18 protein-coding genes and 1 pseudogene are annotated in these 17,945 nt (G+C 48.1%); 18 read left to right on the forward strand and 1 reads right to left on the reverse strand.

The genetic code is table 11. The features are described from left to right. The first annotated feature begins 1 nt into the window (after position 1). From QZL64_RS06160 to QZL64_RS06175, 4 genes are read left to right on the forward strand one after another with little or no spacing between them, the layout of a single operon-like run. Positions 2-571, forward strand: a complete 570-nt coding sequence (locus QZL64_RS06160) for an ssDNA-binding protein (protein WP_021841135.1) — start codon at positions 2-4, stop codon at positions 569-571. Beyond that, the gene (locus QZL64_RS06165; protein ID WP_296309371.1) at positions 534-2,513 is read left to right on the forward strand and encodes a DNA polymerase; all 1,980 of its coding nucleotides are present in this window, start codon (positions 534-536) and stop codon (positions 2,511-2,513) included. The genes QZL64_RS06160 and QZL64_RS06165 overlap by 38 nt, the downstream gene beginning before the upstream one ends. A 15-nt stretch (positions 2,514-2,528) precedes the next feature. Then, a complete protein-coding gene (locus QZL64_RS06170; RefSeq protein WP_021841137.1) occupies positions 2,529-2,852 on the forward strand; it encodes a hypothetical protein in 324 nt (107 codons plus the stop codon). Then, entirely contained in the window at positions 2,852-4,405 is a 1,554-nt protein-coding gene (locus QZL64_RS06175) for a PcfJ domain-containing protein (RefSeq protein WP_021841138.1), read from the forward strand. Before QZL64_RS06170 ends, QZL64_RS06175 begins: the two co-directional genes overlap by 1 nt. A 684-nt stretch (positions 4,406-5,089) precedes the next feature. On the opposite strand, the gene QZL64_RS06180 is transcribed toward QZL64_RS06175, so the two are convergent. After that, a complete protein-coding gene (locus tag QZL64_RS06180; protein ID WP_296309375.1) occupies positions 5,090-5,314 on the reverse strand; it encodes a hypothetical protein in 225 nt (74 codons plus the stop codon). Here QZL64_RS06180 and QZL64_RS06185 point away from each other — a divergent pair. The 14 genes and pseudogenes from QZL64_RS06185 to QZL64_RS06250 all read left to right on the forward strand — a co-directional run bounded on the left by QZL64_RS06185 (position 5,303) and on the right by QZL64_RS06250 (position 17,945). Further along, on the forward strand, positions 5,303-6,766 hold the full coding sequence (locus QZL64_RS06185; protein ID WP_296309378.1) for a VapE domain-containing protein: 1,464 nt from the start codon (positions 5,303-5,305) through the stop codon (positions 6,764-6,766). The genes QZL64_RS06180 and QZL64_RS06185 overlap by 12 nt on opposite strands. Before the next feature lie 385 nt (positions 6,767-7,151). Beyond that, positions 7,152-7,472, forward strand: coding sequence for a VRR-NUC domain-containing protein (locus QZL64_RS06190; protein ID WP_021841140.1), 321 nt, complete (start codon positions 7,152-7,154; stop codon positions 7,470-7,472). After that, positions 7,432-8,790: a DEAD/DEAH box helicase gene (locus QZL64_RS06195; RefSeq protein WP_021841141.1), complete on the forward strand. Its 1,359-nt coding sequence runs from the start codon at positions 7,432-7,434 to the stop codon at positions 8,788-8,790. The genes QZL64_RS06190 and QZL64_RS06195 overlap by 41 nt, the downstream gene beginning before the upstream one ends. Beyond that, the gene (locus QZL64_RS06200) at positions 8,787-8,939 is read left to right on the forward strand and encodes a hypothetical protein (RefSeq protein ID WP_021841142.1); all 153 of its coding nucleotides are present in this window, start codon (positions 8,787-8,789) and stop codon (positions 8,937-8,939) included. The genes QZL64_RS06195 and QZL64_RS06200 overlap by 4 nt, the downstream gene beginning before the upstream one ends. Continuing rightward, entirely contained in the window at positions 8,936-9,091 is a 156-nt protein-coding gene (locus QZL64_RS06205) for a hypothetical protein (RefSeq protein WP_021841143.1), read from the forward strand. The genes QZL64_RS06200 and QZL64_RS06205 overlap by 4 nt, the downstream gene beginning before the upstream one ends. Positions 9,092-9,229: 138 nt before the next feature. Continuing rightward, a complete protein-coding gene (locus tag QZL64_RS06210) occupies positions 9,230-10,747 on the forward strand; it encodes an N-6 DNA methylase (protein ID WP_021841145.1) in 1,518 nt (505 codons plus the stop codon). 136 nt (positions 10,748-10,883) lie between these two features. After that, positions 10,884-11,339, forward strand: coding sequence for a DNA N-4 cytosine methyltransferase (locus QZL64_RS06215; RefSeq protein ID WP_021841146.1), 456 nt, complete (start codon positions 10,884-10,886; stop codon positions 11,337-11,339). A 172-nt stretch (positions 11,340-11,511) separates the two neighbouring features. Further along, positions 11,512-12,408, forward strand: a complete 897-nt coding sequence (locus QZL64_RS06220) for a hypothetical protein (protein WP_296309380.1) — start codon at positions 11,512-11,514, stop codon at positions 12,406-12,408. Beyond that, a complete protein-coding gene (locus tag QZL64_RS06225; RefSeq protein ID WP_021841149.1) occupies positions 12,405-12,746 on the forward strand; it encodes a DUF4406 domain-containing protein in 342 nt (113 codons plus the stop codon). Before QZL64_RS06220 ends, QZL64_RS06225 begins: the two co-directional genes overlap by 4 nt. Then, on the forward strand, positions 12,739-13,275 hold the full coding sequence (locus tag QZL64_RS06230; RefSeq protein WP_021841150.1) for a hypothetical protein: 537 nt from the start codon (positions 12,739-12,741) through the stop codon (positions 13,273-13,275). The genes QZL64_RS06225 and QZL64_RS06230 overlap by 8 nt, the downstream gene beginning before the upstream one ends. 559 nt (positions 13,276-13,834) lie before the next feature. Further along, positions 13,835-15,047, forward strand: a pseudogene (locus QZL64_RS06235) (N-6 DNA methylase). Continuing rightward, positions 15,044-15,493 carry a hypothetical protein gene (locus QZL64_RS06240; protein ID WP_021841153.1) on the forward strand — a complete coding sequence of 150 codons (450 nt, stop codon included), beginning with the start codon at positions 15,044-15,046 and terminating at the stop codon, positions 15,491-15,493. The pseudogene QZL64_RS06235 and the gene QZL64_RS06240 overlap by 4 nt, the downstream one beginning before the upstream one ends. A gap of 54 nt (positions 15,494-15,547) precedes the next feature. Continuing rightward, positions 15,548-16,084 (forward strand): hypothetical protein, encoded by a 537-nt coding sequence (locus QZL64_RS06245; protein ID WP_021841154.1) that lies wholly within the window; start codon positions 15,548-15,550, stop codon positions 16,082-16,084. Beyond that, the gene (locus tag QZL64_RS06250; RefSeq protein WP_021841155.1) at positions 16,077-17,945 is read left to right on the forward strand and encodes a phage terminase large subunit family protein; all 1,869 of its coding nucleotides are present in this window, start codon (positions 16,077-16,079) and stop codon (positions 17,943-17,945) included. Before QZL64_RS06245 ends, QZL64_RS06250 begins: the two co-directional genes overlap by 8 nt.

Consider the following 17,945-nt stretch of genomic DNA (forward strand, 5'->3'; position numbering starts at 1 on the left):
TATGAAAAAGATTAAAATTTCCACCGGTTTAGTTCGCTTGTCTTATGCACACCTTGCGGAACCCAACGAGGACCCGAACGGTAACCGCACATATAACTGTCAATTAATTTTTGACAAAAACGATAAAACGACCGCCCGTATCCAGGACGCCATTAAGCGCCTGAAAACTGAGGACGATGTTATCTCGTTATTTAATAAAAAATTCAAAGACTTAAAAGAACCCCTCCGCGATGGTGATGAGGATGAGGCGGACTTTGTAACCGCTCAGCCGGAGGTGTACAACGGCAAGTACTTTATTTCCGCAAAGTCCGGCTGTAAGCCGAAATGTTACTACAAGGACAAAAGTCCTATGGACGACTTTGAAATCGAGGAAGAGTTATACAGCGGCTGCTATGTGCAGGCGGTAGTTAACATCTACGCTTTTAACTTCAAAAATCAATCTAAAGGGTTCGGCGTTGGCTTGCGCGCTGTGCGAAAAATCAAGGACGGCCAACAGTTAGGCGGCGATACTGTATCCGCGGCGGATTTCGACGATGACGATTTCGGCGATGACGAAAACGTGTTCGACTAAGCCGCAAACGTTATCGATAGACGTCGAGACGTACTCGGAGTGGCCAATTAAGCACAGCGCACAACGGTACGTCGACGACCCGAGCTTTGAAATTTTATTATTCGCGTACAGCTTTGACGATGAACCGGTGGAGGTGGTCGATATGACCACCGACCCACTACCGGAACGAGTGGTCAAGGCGTTACACGATCCGGAAATAACCAAGACGGCGTTTAATGCCAATTTTGAAATTACGGCGCTACATAAGTACTATCCGGATATGGACCTCCAAAATTGGGAATGCACCTCAGTACTTGCCTTGTATCAATCCTTGCCGACGTCGCTCGATGCCGTGTCTACCGTTTTAGGGTTATCAGAAACCAAGGACAAACGGGGCAAGGACCTTATACGGTTTTTCTCGATGCCCTGCCGGCCTACTAAGACCAACGGCGGACGCACGCGCAACCTGCCAACGGATGCACCGGACAAGTGGGCGGAGTATATCGAATACAACCGGCAGGACGTAGTAGTCGAAAAGGCAATACGGGACAAACTTATCAAATTAAAACCGCCAGAATTTGAGCACCGGTGGTGGCTCGTGGACGGTCAAATTAACCGCAACGGCATAGCCATTGACAAGACTCTAGTTAATAACGCAATCACCTTTGACGCTGCTATCAAAGCCCAGCTCATGGCCGAGGCGCGTAAAATTACCGGACTCGATAACCCCAACAGCCCGGTACAGCTTAAGGAGTGGGTCGAGGGGAGTCTCGGGCACGAGATACCCGGCATCACCAAGACCGATGTTAAGGAACTGCTAAAAGGCAGCTTACCGGATGACGTGCGGCGGGTGCTAGAGATACGCCAGCAGCTTGGTAAGACCTCGATTAAAAAGTACGAGGCCATGAAAAATGCAGTATGCAGCGACGGCCGTATCCACGGGATGCTCCAGTATTACGGGGCTATGCGTACCGGTCGATGGGCCGGCCGAGTGGTACAGCTCCAAAACTTGCCGCGCAACTACTTAAACACCTTAGACGAGGCGCGCCGGATAGTTAAATCCGGTAACCTCGAATTATTATCAGCCTTGTACGATGACGTGCCGGACGTACTGAGTCAGTTGATCCGGACGGCGCTAGTTCCGGCCGACGGATGCCGCTTTATCGTAGCTGATTACTCAGCTATTGAGGCGAGGGTTATCGCGTGGCTAGCCGGTGAGTCGTGGCGCCAGGAGGTATTCGCAAAAAACGGGGATATATACTGCGCGTCCGCGTCCTCGATGTTTGGTATTCCCGTCGAAAAACACGGCATAAACGGCCACTTACGCCAAAAGGGGAAAGTCGCAGAGCTTGCCCTCGGTTATGGCGGCGGCAAGAACGCCCTTATTGCCATGGGCGCCCTAGAGGGGGGAATACCGGAGGACGAATTACCGGACATCGTGCAAAAGTGGCGCAAGGCGTCGCCTAAGATTGTTAAATTTTGGTACGACGTTGACGCCGCAGCCAAGCAGGCAATAAAAGAAGGACGCGCCCGCATCAAGCAGGGCGGGCTAAGATTTAGAAAAACTAAAGGCTTTTTATTCATCCTATTACCGTCAGGTCGGTATCTCGCATACGCTAAGCCGACCATAGGTACAAACCGATTCGGGAGCCCCTCTATCGTGTATAAGGGTATGTCCCAAACCGCTAATAAGTGGCTCGAACTGGAGACCTACGGTGGGAAATTGGTAGAAAACATCGTGCAAGCCGTTGCCCGTGACTGCTTAGCGGCGGCCATGGAGCGGCTCACGCTTGCCGGTTATAAGATACTCGCACATATCCACGATGAGGTGGTTATCGAGGCGCCTATCGGCACCGGCTCACTCGATGAAGTAATTAAAATTATGGCAGAGCCGACCGAGTGGAATAAGGGGTTAATCCTCGACGCGGCCGGGTTCGAGGCCAACTACTATATGAAGGACTAAGGGAGGTAAAACACTATGAGCATTAGCAAGTCTCAAATTGAGCGAATTTTAGAAGAAACCAGAGTGACTAAAGAATTAGTCGAAAAAGCTCCGGAGACCGCTAAACAGGCGGCCGCACTAGAGTACTGCGATACTACTATCGCACTTTGGGAAGTTGCCCTCGAAGGGCTCACAACCGGCAAGGCTGAAACCGAGGACAAGAAAGACGCTAAGAAATCGACTATTGTACCGGTTAAGAAAAAAGCAGCCCCTAAGAAGAAGAAAGAACCAAAAGAAGAGCCCCTCATCGAAGACACCGCAACCGATGAAACGGGAGAAGATGAGGACTGGCTCGACTGATGCAACCTGTTAAATTTAGAGCATTTGACGTAGTGCGATATTACCGGGATTTTAAAAACAAAACCCTGTTATATTGCGGATACTGCGGCCAATCTATGGCCGCAGTATTTGAATACGCTAATAATTTTTATATGACTGACTTGTCCTACCGGTATACCTGCCCTCATTGCGGTAGAGGGCATACCGACGACCGGACAGTCGGTAATCTTACACAGACGCGCTCAGCTGTGCCCCTAGATGTGGAGTTATGGGTCAAGGAGTACAAGGACTTTGTAGATTTAAACATTAAATACACAGCCGTTATGTACAACGACGGCTACGACGATTTATTCAAGGGCCTGCAACCCCGATTTGAGACAATCCGTTTTGACTGCAAACATCGCCGTGTTATCCGGCGATTTAAGATAGGCGCTCGGAGCCGGTTTATAGATACGCCCATTGACGCGGCCGACGTGCCCACCATTGCCCGGGTAGGCTTGTCTCAGACTATATTTAGTACGCTCAACGGAGAGTCTAACGCCGGCAAGCACCGGCGGGAGTGTCAAGCTGTCATGTCGGCGCTCCGTAAGGCGGTAGTATCACGGCTGGAAAAGTACGCCGGATACCCTATCAAATACACGCATCACGCGATTAATACAAGAGGTACTCAGTTCTTCGGGGACGATGTGCTGCGCCGGCTTATTCTTAAGACTTACGCACCGGACGCACCGCTTAACGTAGTCGATACTAAGCTAAGAAATAATACGATTATGCCCCACACGTGGGAGACTTACCGGGCCGTGTTTTACGACACCCAAAAGGGCAAGTCGTATATTGACGCGGTGGAAGATAAGCTCGTCAAGCAGCCATCAAAGGCTAAACGTGTGGCCATTATGCGCGATGCCCGATATATTGAGGCGATCCATATCGCGGAGGGGCTAACTGATAATAAGGACTATCAAGACGCCCTCATGGAGGCTATACGGCCGTATCTGGGCATGGAATATCTCTACCGGTATTTGGCGGACTACGTGGCCAATAAGTCGCCACGTAACGCGCTCCAGTTCTTAGCCCGTTACGAATACCAACGCGAAGCGTGGCAAATGATAGCGGACACCGCCCGGAGTTATGAAGATATTATCGATAAAGAGGCGGTGTGGCGTCAAAAGATAAAGCCGGCCGACATGCACGATGTGCTCGCTAAAATCGTACGAAAAGAGAGGGATAAGGACATCCCCCTCAACCCGGACGGCGAATTAGAAGCACACATAAACGGCTACGACTTTATAATGCCTAAGACGTCGCACGAGCTTATCGACTTAGGCGAGGCCATGCGCAACTGTGTAGGTAGTTATAAAAAGCGCGTGGCACAGGGCAAATGTGCTATTGTAGCCTGCACTAAGGACGGTAAGCCCGTCGTGTGCATCGAGATACAGCATGGACTCATCATGCAAGCGAAACTATTTGACAATAAGAGCGTACGCTCCTCAGCAAGCGAGGAGGTGAAAAGCGCAATATATCAGTATATGGATGTTAAAGGCCTCCGTGATATGTCGGGAGACCTGAGGAGTTAATCAATGGACCTAATTATATCTATTGGCAGTAGCCGCCACGCTAAGCAGTGGCGCGCTAAAAAAATGACATGGGATGACCTTGTCAAAAAATTAAGCCAATCAAAAATAACGGGGGAGACCGCCGCCGAATATAGGAGGATGACTAAAGACGAAAAAGCCGAGGTAAAGGACGTCGGGGGCTTTGTTGGCGGGCACATCAAGAATAAGGGGCGACGGGTTAAGGGCGCCGTAGAAAAGCGATACCTGTTAACCCTTGATGCAGACAGTCCGGAGCCTAATTTTCTGGGATCGCTCAATTTTGAAATTGGCGACCTCGAATATGTCATTTACTCGACACACAGCCACACTCCGGAAACACCGCGGTACCGCATCATATTACCGGTAAGCCGGGCGATGGAGCCCGATGAATACCAAGCAGTAGCAAGGCGAATCGCCGGAAATATTGGCATAGAAAACTTTGACCCGACGACGTTTGAAGTTGAGAGGTTAATGTTTTGGCCGTCAGCTCCGGCAGACGTGGAGCCTGTATTTATACATAATACCGGCGAACCGGTAGACGTGGACGAGGTGCTAAGCCGCTACGACGATTGGCACGATGTGTCAATGTGGCCGAACAGTAAACGGGCAGACGACATCCGCTTAAACGCAGCCAAAAAGCAGGGCGACCCGCTTACTAAAAAGGGGCTAATCGGTGCCTTTTGTCGCACGTACCGGATTGAGGACGCTATCGCGGAATACCTCTCCGACGTGTACGAGGCGTGCGACACCGAAAACCGCTACACCTATAAGGCCGGCAGCACGAGCGCCGGGCTCGTCGTATACGATGAAGGGCGGTTTGCTTACTCGCATCACGGTACCGACCCTATATCCGGTAAGCTCGTCAACGCCTACGACCTTGTGCGGATCCATAAGTTTGGCGACGATAAAGCGTCAACCGGCAAAATGGCCGACCTTATCCGGGCAGACGCTAACGTCGTGGCCACGGTCGACGCGGAGCGCATGGCGGACTTTGACGACGACGTGCTCGCCGATATAGAGGAGGGCAAAGGGCCGGATAAGGACTATCTAAAAAAGCTAGACCGCGATAAAAACATGACGATTAAGTCAACAGCCCAAAATGTCCGCAGCATTTTAGAAAATGATCCGAAATTGTGCGGACGGTTAGCCCTTGATGATTTTGCGCACCGAATGGCGGTACGGGGTGACCTACCGTGGCGCCCGTTATCGGACGGGCAGTATTGGACTGATGCAGACGACGCCTGCCTGCGTAATTATCTGAGTATCGTATATGAGATTGTAGGGCGCGCGGTTATTGATGACGGACTCACCGAGGTGTTTAAAAGAAACAGCTTTCACCCTGTGCGAGATTACCTCAACGGGTTAACCTGGGACGGCGAGTGCCGAGTGGATACGCTGCTAATCGACTACATGGGCGCTAAGGATACGCCATACGTCAGAGCAGTAACTAGGAAATGGTTATGCGGGGCTATAGCTCGTGTCATGATGCCGGGCGTTAAATTTGATACTACCCTTGTTTTATACGGGCCTCAGGGCTTAGGTAAGACGTTGATAGCTGAGAGGTTAGGCGGTAAATGGTTTAACAATACCATCGGCGACGTGAAACAAAAGGACGCCATGGAACAAATTCAGGGGAGCTGGATATGCGAACTCGCGGAACTCGCACCGACGTACAAAAATGACGCCGAAATTGTAAAGGCCTTTTTATCGCGAACTATTGACAGGTTTCGGGCGCCTTATGGCAAACGCACGGAGGAGTACCTCCGGCAATGTGTCTTTATCGGTACGACTAACAACTTGCTATTTTTAAAAGATAGAACGGGTAACCGCCGGTTTTGGCCGGTATCCGGTGACCCGAAACGGCAAACTAAGATACCCTATGTAGACCTTACGCCTGAAGAAGTGGCGCAGATTTGGGTCGAAGCATTAACGTACTACCGACAAGGTGAGGCGCTTGTGTTGCCTCCGGACATCGAACGGGAAGCGGATAGTACGCGACAACGTCACACAGAGGGCTTTGAAAAAATCGGCTTAATTGAGGAGTTTATCAATACGGATATTCCAGAAAATTGGTATAGCTGGGAGCCTGCACAAATGCGCGAATTTATCAGCGATCCGGACGAGGTAATCAATAAGCCGAGTAACTTAGTAAAACGTGATCGTATATGCGCCCTCGAGGTTTGGGAGGTTGTATTTGAAGGGCGGCGACAGAATCTAACAAATGCAGCAGCCCGAGAAATTAACGACATTTTGCAAAACTTAAAAGGGTGGCGACCTAAAGGTAGTAAGCTGAGATTCGGGCGATATTTTGGAGTCCAACAGGCCTTTGTCCGTGAGGTGTGAGCGTTGCCAAGGGTGTAACTATTGCGGTTTTTAGTGTTGCCAAAGTCGGAATTGGCAACGGTAACTATTTTCTATAACTGTTATAGAAAATAGTTATGTATAGGTTAGTTCTAAAATTTACCGTTGCCAATCGGGAATTAGATACGCTAAAAAACACACTATCGGCAACGCCAAAACGCTAATAACTATATAGGATATTTCAATAGTGTTGCCAATGTATCCAATTATTATATTAATTAGTTTATTTTTTATTATTTATATCATATATGCGCGCGTGCGCGCGTAAAAACGTATATATACCATATATCTATATATATAGTATGTGGCCTCTGGATACATTGGCACACATAGACGTTATTTTTCAAGATGGATAAAAGGTGTACTCATGGAGTGGACAGAAAAAGAAATAGAAAAACGGCTAACTTTTAACCTTAAAAAAGAGGGCTGTTTAGTTTATAAATTTATATCACCGAATAACGCAGGGGTGCCGGATAGGATTGTCATATATCCCGGCGGACGGGTTGACTTTATAGAGCTTAAGACTTTAAGCGGTCGACTCTCACCCTTGCAAGCTCGGCAGATTGAGAAGTTAAAACGCATCGGCGCCAACGTCGATATTGTAGTCGGGTTGGCCGGCGCCGATGCCTATTTGGAGAAGGTGAGAGATGCAATTTCAGCCGCACGATTATCAGAAACTAGCGATTGACGCACTGCTTAATCATACGCACTATGGCCTGATGCTTGATATGGGACTCGGTAAGACTGTTATCACGCTGACAGCGATACAGGCGCTACTGGATGACTGGGCTATCTCCAAGGTGCTAATCATAGCGCCTAAAAAGGTAGCCGATAGCACCTGGGCAACGGAGGCCCAGAAATGGGACCACACTAGAGGGCTGCGAGTGGTTAAAGTTATGGGCTCCGAGGATAAGCGCTGGCAAGCGCTGGCTACGGATGCCGATATTTATATCATTAACCGCGAGATGGTGACGTGGCTATGCGAGCAATATAAGCAGCTGCCTTTTGACATGCTGATTATCGACGAGAGTAGTAATTTTAAAAATCCGCAGGCTAAACGGTTTAAAGCACTTAAAAAACAGCGCGGCGTGTTTAGCCGGATCGTGTTACTCACCGGCACCCCGGCGCCGAATACCCTAGAGGACTTATGGGCGCAGGTGTATTTATTAGATGCCGGCGAACGGCTCGGCCGGACTATAACGGCCTACCGGAGTAAGTATTTCACGCCGGCCATGACTAACGGGCACGTCGTTTATTCGTACAAGCTGCGGAAAGGGGCAGATAAGGCTATCCATAATAAAATACGGGACATCTGCCTAAGCATGAAGAAGCAGGACGTCATGGACGAAATAACCATGCAAGACGGATATATAAGCCGGGTAGTCAAGGTATCCCTTACACCGGATGAAGAGGCCACATATAACGATATGGAGCGGGATTTTGTACTGGCCTTGCCGGATGATGAGATTATCAGCGCAGCCAGTGCGGCCACCTTATCAAATAAGCTCTTACAGCTTGCCAACGGATCTATATACACGGATGAGGGCGACGTGGTAACGATACACACTCGAAAAGTAGGCGCCCTAAAAGAGATAGCAGCCAAAGAGGGGAATATGCTTGTATTTTATAATTTCAAGCACGATCGGGAAGCTATCCGGGCGGCGTTTCCGGATGCCGTCGACCTATCGGACGATGAGACTCTCCAGGCGTGGAACGCCGGCAAAATTAAAATGCTGCTAGCGCATCCTGCATCAGCGGGCTACGGGCTAAACCTACAACAGGGAGGCCATGTCATCGTGTGGTATGGCATGACCTGGAGCCTAGAGCAGTACTTACAGGCTAACGCCCGTTTAAATAGGCAAGGGCAGACGCACCTAGTCACGATTTACCATTTATTGACTACCGGTACTATCGATAGTCAGGTTATGAGAGCACTTGAACGTAAGGAAAAAGGACAAAACGCCTTATTAGAGGCGATTAAATTAAGGAGGGACTCGTATAGATGAAACTAGCTTTAACTATATGTAATATTGTACTAATCTTTATCGCATACGACGTAGCCGGTATTGGTTGGCTATTTTTCTTAGCGTTGGCTAATGCGGCCGTGTCCGTATTTGTGTATATATTCGGCGCTCCCGGGGAGGATGACGAATGATACTTAAATTCTTACTAATATTGGCACCTATACTTGCGGGGCTGTCGGTATTAATAAAAGGCGCTTACTGGCTTATGTTGATTGCCTGGGTAATGCTTTGTATAGCAGGGGTTATGTTGGGCTACAAAAAACGAGGAGATAAGCATGATTAAGGACATAGCGATTTATTTATTTATTATGGTAATACTTGTCAGTGTCGTTGATTATATCGACCCTTTAACGGCCTGTTTAGTTGCGACGGGCGCCTTTGTTTGGTTAATCGCTGAGACAGGGGGGAGGTGGCGACCGTAATGGAATTAAAAGAAACAGCTAAACAGATACTAGATATATTCGAGGTTGATTCTGTAGCGGAGTTATCGGAGGTTTTGCCGGAGATATTAATACAGAAAGATAAAGACGAGTATTTGAGTCGATATATTGATATTGTGGGCGTTGAAGGACGCGATATGCTGCAAAGTGCTTACCAGTTTTGGCTGGCCGATAGAGCAGGCAAAAAACAAGATTACACACCTAAAAGTTTAGGCCGATTGGCCGCCGCACTTGCGCCAGATGATGTAAAAACTATATTTGATGCGTGCGCCGGTAGTGGGGCATTATCTATTGCTTGTTGGGAAATGAACCAAAATCTAGAATTTGTGTGTTGGGAATTAGATGGGCGCGTAATTGGTTTTTTGCTATTAAATTTGGCCTTGCGCAACATGTCGGCTATTGTAGTACACGGTAATTTATTAGCGGGCGAGATTTATAAATCGTATACCTTGACCCCAGGAAATCAATTTAGTTCTGTAAAGGAGACCGGACTTGTGATGCCTAAATGCGATTTAGTCGTGTCCAATCCACCGTTTAATTTAAAGTGGGATGCCGTACCTATTCAGTTTAAAGGGGAGACGGTAACGCCCCCGGCGAGTAATGCGAATTATGCGTTTATTATTAAATCTTTGATAGAGGCAGATACAGATCAGGGCATATTTATATTACCCGCCGGAGCACTTAACCCAAATAGTAGCACGGAGCACGAGTGCCGGGCGGTATTAGAACGGAATCGGTTAATTAGGGCGGTTGTATATAATGCCGGTGATATGTTTGATAGTACCTCAATACGGACTCAGTGTTTAGTGATAGCCCCTAACTCTGAGCAAGTGTCTTTTGTCGATAATGCCGAAAATTTTGCTGTTGAAATACGCGCACAACGTGGCGAGGATCATATGTCTAATCGAGTATATAAGAAAGAGTTTAAGATTTATGATGGCGCCTGTATAGGCCGCGTGGTCAAAGCTATAGCGAGTGGAGAAAACATACCGGGATTTTGTAAAACCGTTGAGGTAGAAAAGGCTATCGCTTGTAATTTTAAAAAGTACGATATTATCGAAATACCAAAGTACGAGATAGAGCGCCGAGATATAAAAGATATTGTCAATGATTTAAACCGTATTTATGAAGAAAAAAATAAGTTAAAGTTGACGGTTAACATAACGGTAGCAGAGAAGTATAACCTGTTAGAAGCGGCTAAACTACAAAGTACTGAAAATACAAACTTAAAAGAGGTCAATTCATTACTCCGACATCTCGGTGCGGATGAGCTTACCGGTGATAAGTATTTGACATTATCAAGAAACGCGGGGGAGTTTAAGTTTGAAAATAAAAACAAAAAGGATATATCAACCATTATTGAGCAGATGCTGCCGTTATATATGCAGCATATCCGCTATTTGAATAATTGCGAAAGCCAATATTTGAAAGAATTACAAAATACACTTTTGGAATTGTTAATGACCGGTAAAGTGGACACTACGGAGCTGGAGGGCTGAAACAATGAATAAAGGATGCCTAACCGTGCGGTTGGCTTGGTTGTTTATTACGTATGTAGCGCACTTAATTTATAGCGCTTTTGGGATTTGACTGTTAGTCAAATTTGGCTAACAGCTATTACTAAAGGAGGATATAATGCAATACCCTATTTTAGATGCTTGCTGTGGTAGCAAGATGTTTTATTTTGACAAGGACGACAAGCGTATTTTATTTAATGATATCCGCGAGGTTGACGAGGAGCTGAGCGACCGTCGATTAGTAATCCAGCCGGGGACTCAATACGATTTTAGGAGCCTGCCTTTTAAGTCCGGCAGTTTTAAACTTGTTATTTTTGACCCGCCGCACTTAATTAAGGCGGGCCGAAACTCCTGGCTGGCCAAAAAATACGGCACACTGCCTAACGATTGGCAGGAGTATATCAAAGCCGGATTTGAGGAGTGCTGGCGTTGCCTTGATAGCGGGGGCACTTTGGTTATGAAATGGAGTACCTGTCAAATTAGCGCGGGTGACGTTTTATCGGCCATAGGACATATGCCGATTTTAGGCGATAAAAAGGGCGACCGTCGCTGGTTTATTTTTTACAAGGATTAAGGAGGCTTAAAAAGTATGCTAATTGATGACTTGAGAGACGTAGCTGGAGAGCAGGTATCTGTAAAACGGGAGTTAGATTGGATTAATGAGGCGGTGAGGTCGAGTGAATTATGAGGAGGCAAAGGCGCAAGGGTTTAAATATGTAACACGTAACCAGCTAGGCGGGGAGTGCGTGCATAAGACAAAACCGGAGCGTAAAGGCGGATATTGGGAGAGCCCCGGATGGCGATATATACAAGGCGGCACGGCGTGCCCTGAGAAAAACGTTATCATGGCGATTAATGCGGCCATCAATATACAAAATCGACAGCAAGAGGCGCTAAAACTGGCGGCACAGGCCAGAAAACGAGCCAAAAAAGAAACGAGAAAGCGAACCGGGCGGCGAGTTTGTAAAACTTGTAAGAGGGAATTTGACGCGGAGCACGGCAGTATCTCGTATTGTAGTGATTTGTGTATGATGATAGGCAAGCGCCGCAATAATGCTAAATGGAAGGCGAAACAACGAGATGAAGTACCTCCTGAATTAGGAGCTCTTGTAACGTGTAAGCAATGCGGCCAAAAATTCCACCGGAGCCGCCATTATATCGCGTATTGTAGTAACGCCTGTCGGGAGGCTGCGCGTGTTGCTAAACGGCCGATGCATTCCAAAACTTGTGCGGTGTGTGGTACCGAATTTACAACGACGGACGGACGGCGCCAATATTGCAGCGAAAAGTGCCAATCTGCAGCAAACCCGCAGCAGAAAGAACTGCCGACGAGAATATGCAAAGAGTGCGGGAAAGAATTTAAAGCAACACAAGGCCGAAAATACTGTAGCGCAGCGTGTAGTTATGAAGCTAATCGGCGCAACAGCAGGGAGCGGAAAAAACAGCATAAAAAGCCAAAGCCCGCGGTGCCTGAGGCGAAAACCGATCCCCCTATTTTTACAAAATGCAAAGAGTGCCACCGGGTATTTAGGGCGGTAAACCGGCAACAGGTGTACTGCAGTATTAAATGTAGCGAGGAATGGCGCAAAAGGGCGGCCTCGGACGATGAATCTAATCAGTGGAAAGGAGTATTTTACCGATGAAACTAATATATGTAGCACACCCGTACGGAGGTGACCCTGATAATTTAGAGAACATTAAAAAATTGATTAATGACTTAACTATAGACTACCCCGACGACTACGTATTTATATCACCGGTGCCGCTCTGGGAAGAGGCGTATCGAGTTATGGATTATATGCCGGGTATGGATAAGTGCCTCGAACTATTAAGCCGTTGCGATGAGTTATGGCTGGCGCATAATTGGCACGAGTCGCGGGGCTGTATGATTGAGTATGGGTACGCCTTAGGCGCTGAGTTGCCTATTAGATACCAAAGCAATAACAACCGGTTAGAATTTAAGGAGTGGGCGAATGACTGACAAAGAAAGACCATATACGCAGGCGGAAATTATAAAGTTAGCATCTAAGACGGCTATAGAGGTATACGACAAAAAGTGCAAAGAGCAGGCACGGTATATCCGCAAGCGCTATATCGATAATACAAAAAAGCTACTGCGAGGCTATAGAGAATTGCAGACGCACATTGACGAGGCTGTGAGTAATACGACGGAGAGCATGCCCTCGCAACTACAGGCGGTACTCGCTGAGGTATTTGATGCCAAAGGATTTATAAAAGTCGTGGCCATTGCCCAAAGCAAGGAGCGTACGGAGGTCATGCTATCGCATGTCGATGCTATGCTTAGCGCGTATCAAAGGCAGTGCGAATATAACAACGAGCCTTACTTCAATGTGGTGTGGCGCTATTACATCAATAAGGAAAAAATGGCGGAAATAGCCGACGTGGTGGGCGTAGAGGAGCGCACGGCGTGGCGATATGCTGATAAGGGTATCGAGGATTTATCTATACTGTTATGGGGGGCGGCAGCCCTGGCAACCGTGCAAGGGTAAGGACTTGACAAAATGGGCTAAAAGTTGTCAGTAAGTTGTCAGTGACGCGACAGTATAAAAGATTTATAATGATAGTGTCAAATACTGACGAATGAGCAATGCATCTCAGGTTCATAGTTTTTATCCCTTAAAACTTATACCTAACAAACCCCAAAAGAGGCGCCCGAATATTAGCGAGGCGTCTCTTTTGGTATGTGCATAAAAGAGAGGTTATCGCATGACAACAATATACTGTAGCCGCCTTGATTGCCTTAATAATCGACGCGGCAAGTGTTGCGCTAATGTGATTAACCTGAGCAAGCGAGGCTGTTGTACTACTGCCACTAACGCCCGAAGCTCTATGCGTTCTACACATTCGATTGTACACAAGCAGTCCGGTAAGTGGCGCAAGAGCGAGAGGCGCCTTGTCTAGTGTAAAAGGACAGAGGGGATACTTAGGTACTCCCACGGCAATATAAAAAGCCCGTGGGTCCCCGACGCCCGATAAAAAGCTAGTGACGGGAAATTTTAAAACTCATTTCTATTTCAAAACTGAGAATATTGAGAGGAGGCGGGAGCCTTGATTTTAAATGATTATTTCAACGAAAAAGAGGGGTACAAAATCCCGCAACTCTTAACCGATGCACTGCTCGGCGATGGCCGGGAAGCGCTGCTAAAATATTTAGATGAGCATACGCCGGATAAGTTCGCGGACTCACTCCGTGATGACTACCAAAACGAACACGGAGACCGTGACAAGTTAAAGCAAGACTTTACGCCGGACGGCATAGTCCGCGTAGTTCGGGGCATTGTAGGCGACGGACACCGGTACGCCGATATATGCGCCGGCACGGGTGCCCTGACGCTCGCTAATATGCGAGACCGGGCAGACTACACAGTCTACGCTGAGGAATTTTCCGAGCGAACGGTACCGTTTTTATTGGCTAATTTAGCCCTCCGGAATGCTGAGGGCTACGTCGTCAACGGTGACAGCTTAACCGGTGAAATTAAGGCCTTGTACAAGCTCGAAAAAAGCGAAACGTACAGCCGTATCAATATCGCGAATGACGAAATTAAGGACTTTCAGCCGCCGGCTGTGGATCACGTCATCATGAACCCGCCGTACTCGGTCAAATGGAAGCCCCGTTATCATAGGGCGTACGACGGGTACGGACCGATGCCGACGACTGCGGATTATGCATTTATGCTCCGTGGCCTGGATATAGGCGACACGGTGACGGCAATTATACCGCACGGCGTTTTATTTCGTGGTGCAAAAGAGGGTAAGGTCCGGAAATTGCTTATTGAGCGTAATTTGTTGGACGCTGTTATCGGACTACCGGAGAACATGTTTCTAAATACCGGAATCCCGGTAGCAATTTTAGTATTTAACCGGAAAAAAAACCGACGACACCGTGTTATTTGTGGATGCTAGCCGCGACTTCGAAAAACAGGGCAAAATTAATATTATGACCGATGAACAGATTAATAAGCTCATTAAAACGGTGATTATGCGGCAGGTAGTCGACAAATACTCGCACTTGGCCACATTTGAGGAAATAGAAAATAACGACTTTAACCTCAATATACCTCGATACGTTGATACTACGGAGCCACCGCCACCGGTGGACGTGGTGCAGGATATGCTCGACTTGGTGGACATCAATAAGGAAATAAAAGCGGCGGAGCTAGAGCTCGGCGCGTTTTTAGATGATTTAGTCGGAACGACCCCACAGAGTCAGGAAGAACTCGAAAAAATCAAAGAATTACACAGGGAGCTACGGAGTTTATGAAATTATACGCCAGAAAAGTAGTACTCGCTAGTGAAGCGGGTAACATAGAACGAGCACAGCCAGGCAAAGAGTACCCGGCAGGAACGTATATTATACCGCTCAGCGGTGTAAATCGTGCCGTGTGCGAGGTACTTATGGAACCGCGCGAGGTAAATAGTCGGTTTGCGTGTATTACTTTTAAGGACGACATGCACCCGCACTATTTGGCGGCGATTATGGATCGCGAAATCGATAGATTTTTAACACGATATGCGACAGGCATCAATTTACAAATGGACGCCCTGCAAAAGTATTTCAAAGTTGAAATACACACCGACAAAGCGACACGCGACGCCATCGGTGAAATGCAGCGGAAAGCGCAGGAAGCTATCGAGTACGAAAAGAAAGTTATAGAACTAAATAAAGAATGCAAGAAATACATGTTATCTAATATGTTTCCAGATTAAAAAAGCCAGGGCACTACACCCTGGCTTTTTTAATTTCAGAAAAGAGGTGAGGGCATGGACGTAAACGCATACCCTTGGGTCGTTACAGCTAAGATACTGGGTAAGATACTCGGCATTAGCGAGCGACGGGTGCAGCAGTTACGTGAGGACGGAGTTTTGGAGGTTGAGAGTAAAGCCCGATACGATGTACGCAAGTGCACACGGGCCTATATCGCTTTTAAAACACAGGAAACTAAAAGCGCGGGCGGCAAAAATCCGCTAGAGGACGAGAAAATTAAACTAACAAACGTCAAGCGCAGGATAGAAGAACGCAAGCTACAAATTATGGAGGGCGGACTGCATCGCTCCGAGACCGTCAAGTCCGTAATGGCCGGCATGTTATTAAATTTCAAGGCCAAACTGCAAGCCTTACCGACAACCCTCGCCCCTAAATTGTTATCACAAACTCAATTACCCGTAATACAGGACATCATAACCGAGGGCGTGGACGGGGCACTCAACGAGCTAGCCGACTACGAGCCGACTATGTTTTACGACGATAGCGACATTATCGTCGTAGCGGAGGACGTGGAGGAGGGCGACAATGAATAACACTCAACAGTTATTTAGTGACTTATTCCAGCTCTTACGGCCGCCGCCTAAATTGACGGCCTCGGAGTGGGCTAATAAGCACGTCGTACTATCGACGGAGGATAGCGCGGAGCCCGGGAAATACTCTACAGACCGGGCGCCATATCAAAAAGAGATGCTCGACGCGGTGAGTAACCCGGATGTGTCCGACGTCGTGTACATGACGGGCTCTCAAATTGGCAAAACTCAGCTTATTAAAAACATTCTGGGCTATTTTATCGACTTTTACCCGTCTCCGATTATGTTTATGGTGCCGACGTTGGACCTGGCCAAAGAATTTAGTAAGACACGTATCGCGCCGTTTATTCGGGATACAAAAGTGTTATCTGAGAAAATGGCCGATACAAAGGCCAGAGATAGCGGAAATACGCTATTAAATAAGACGTTTCCCGGCGGTTATTTGACCTTTGTCGGGGCTAATAGTCCGGCAGGGCTTGCATCTCGACCTATTCGCGTACTATTAGCGGACGAAATAGACCGTTTCCCGGCATCCGCCGGCGCCGAGGGCGACCCGGTGTCGCTCGCCGAAAAACGTACTAAGACGTTTTACAATCGTAAGCATATATACGCATCGACACCATTAGGTAAAGGCACGAGCCGGATAGAAAAGTTATACAACGACGGCACGCAGGAGGTGTGGCATTTAAAATGCCCGGCCTGCGGGGAGTATGTCTATCCATCATGGGATAAATTCGAGGCAGACACCGAAGCCAATAAATATTATATGTGCTGCGAGCACTGCGGCGCACTTTCCGACGAGTGGGCGTGGAAACGCCTATACTCAGAGGGCCGGTGGATAGCCAACGCGCCGGAAAATCTCGAGACTAAGCACTGCCGGAGTTTCCACATCAACGCGTTTGCGAGTCCGTGGACCTCGTGGGCCGAATTATATCAGACCTACGAAGCAGCGCAGGCGCTCGGGGCGGTCGGGCTTAAGACGTTTTTTAATACGGAAATGGGCATCCCGTACGAGGACGCTGTGGAAACGCCACCGACAGACGAGCTCATGGATCGTCGAGAAGAGTACGGCGCCGACTTACCGGACGGCGTGCTTATACTTACGGCCGGAGTCGATACGCAGGACGACCGGCTCGAGTGCGAGGTCATGGGCTGGGGGCTCAACGGCGAACAGTACGGAGTGCAATACTACCGATTATACGGAGACCCGGCACAGGATGCTGTGTGGAATGCGTTAGACGATATTATCATTCGGGGGCGGTGGTCGTTTGCCGACGGCCGCAAGCGTGGCGTATCGGCGTCATGCATCGACTCTGGCGGTAATAAGACGCAAGCCGTGTATCGGTACTGTTCAAAACGTCGCTATCATCGAGTATACGCTATTAAGGGCGTGGGCGGTGCGAATAAGGATATAATCGACGGACTGCCAACTAAACTAAAAAAGCATGACAATGCTAAATTATTTAAAATCGGCGTTGACACCGGCAAGGACTTAATTATGAGTGACCTAAGACAGTTACCGGGAGAGCCTCGGTATTGTCATTTCCCGTTGGATCCGTCTAAAGGGTACGGTAAAAAGTACTTCGAAGGACTACTCGCCGAAATAAAGACAGAGGAACTTGTCCGCGGTCGTTACGTCCAGAAATGGGTGCTCCGGCCGGGGGTAAAACGTAATGAGCCCCTCGACGTGCGGAACTACAACCATGCGGCGATTAATATATTAAATCCAAATTTTGAAGCATTGGCCGAACGTGCCGGCCGTGAAGATTTTACACCGTACATCGGTAACAATAGCAGTACCAAGACCGCCCGAGCCCCGGCAAAGTATCGCCGGCGTAAGGTAGGCGGTGGAGTTAAATTATAA

Source organism: Veillonella sp. CAG:933, from assembly GCF_000431435.1.
Classification (GTDB): Bacteria; Bacillota; Negativicutes; order Veillonellales; family Veillonellaceae; genus Veillonella_A.

Coding starts and splice junctions, on each gene's coding strand:
- QZL64_RS06160 (WP_021841135.1), top strand. CDS start 2: ATGAAAAAGATTAAAATTTCCACCGGTTTAGTTCGCTTGTCTTATGCA.
- QZL64_RS06165 (WP_296309371.1), top strand. CDS start 534: ATGACGATTTCGGCGATGACGAAAACGTGTTCGACTAAGCCGCAAACG.
- QZL64_RS06170 (WP_021841137.1), top strand. CDS start 2,529: ATGAGCATTAGCAAGTCTCAAATTGAGCGAATTTTAGAAGAAACCAGA.
- QZL64_RS06175 (WP_021841138.1), top strand. CDS start 2,852: ATGCAACCTGTTAAATTTAGAGCATTTGACGTAGTGCGATATTACCGG.
- QZL64_RS06180 (WP_296309375.1), bottom strand. CDS start 5,314: ATGGATCCGCACAAGGTCGTAGGCGTTGACGAGCTTACCGGATATAGG.
- QZL64_RS06190 (WP_021841140.1), top strand. CDS start 7,152: ATGGAGTGGACAGAAAAAGAAATAGAAAAACGGCTAACTTTTAACCTT.
- QZL64_RS06195 (WP_021841141.1), top strand. CDS start 7,432: ATGCAATTTCAGCCGCACGATTATCAGAAACTAGCGATTGACGCACTG.
- QZL64_RS06200 (WP_021841142.1), top strand. CDS start 8,787: ATGAAACTAGCTTTAACTATATGTAATATTGTACTAATCTTTATCGCA.
- QZL64_RS06205 (WP_021841143.1), top strand. CDS start 8,936: ATGATACTTAAATTCTTACTAATATTGGCACCTATACTTGCGGGGCTG.
- QZL64_RS06210 (WP_021841145.1), top strand. CDS start 9,230: ATGGAATTAAAAGAAACAGCTAAACAGATACTAGATATATTCGAGGTT.
- QZL64_RS06215 (WP_021841146.1), top strand. CDS start 10,884: ATGCAATACCCTATTTTAGATGCTTGCTGTGGTAGCAAGATGTTTTAT.
- QZL64_RS06225 (WP_021841149.1), top strand. CDS start 12,405: ATGAAACTAATATATGTAGCACACCCGTACGGAGGTGACCCTGATAAT.
- QZL64_RS06230 (WP_021841150.1), top strand. CDS start 12,739: ATGACTGACAAAGAAAGACCATATACGCAGGCGGAAATTATAAAGTTA.
- QZL64_RS06240 (WP_021841153.1), top strand. CDS start 15,044: ATGAAATTATACGCCAGAAAAGTAGTACTCGCTAGTGAAGCGGGTAAC.
- QZL64_RS06245 (WP_021841154.1), top strand. CDS start 15,548: ATGGACGTAAACGCATACCCTTGGGTCGTTACAGCTAAGATACTGGGT.
- QZL64_RS06250 (WP_021841155.1), top strand. CDS start 16,077: ATGAATAACACTCAACAGTTATTTAGTGACTTATTCCAGCTCTTACGG.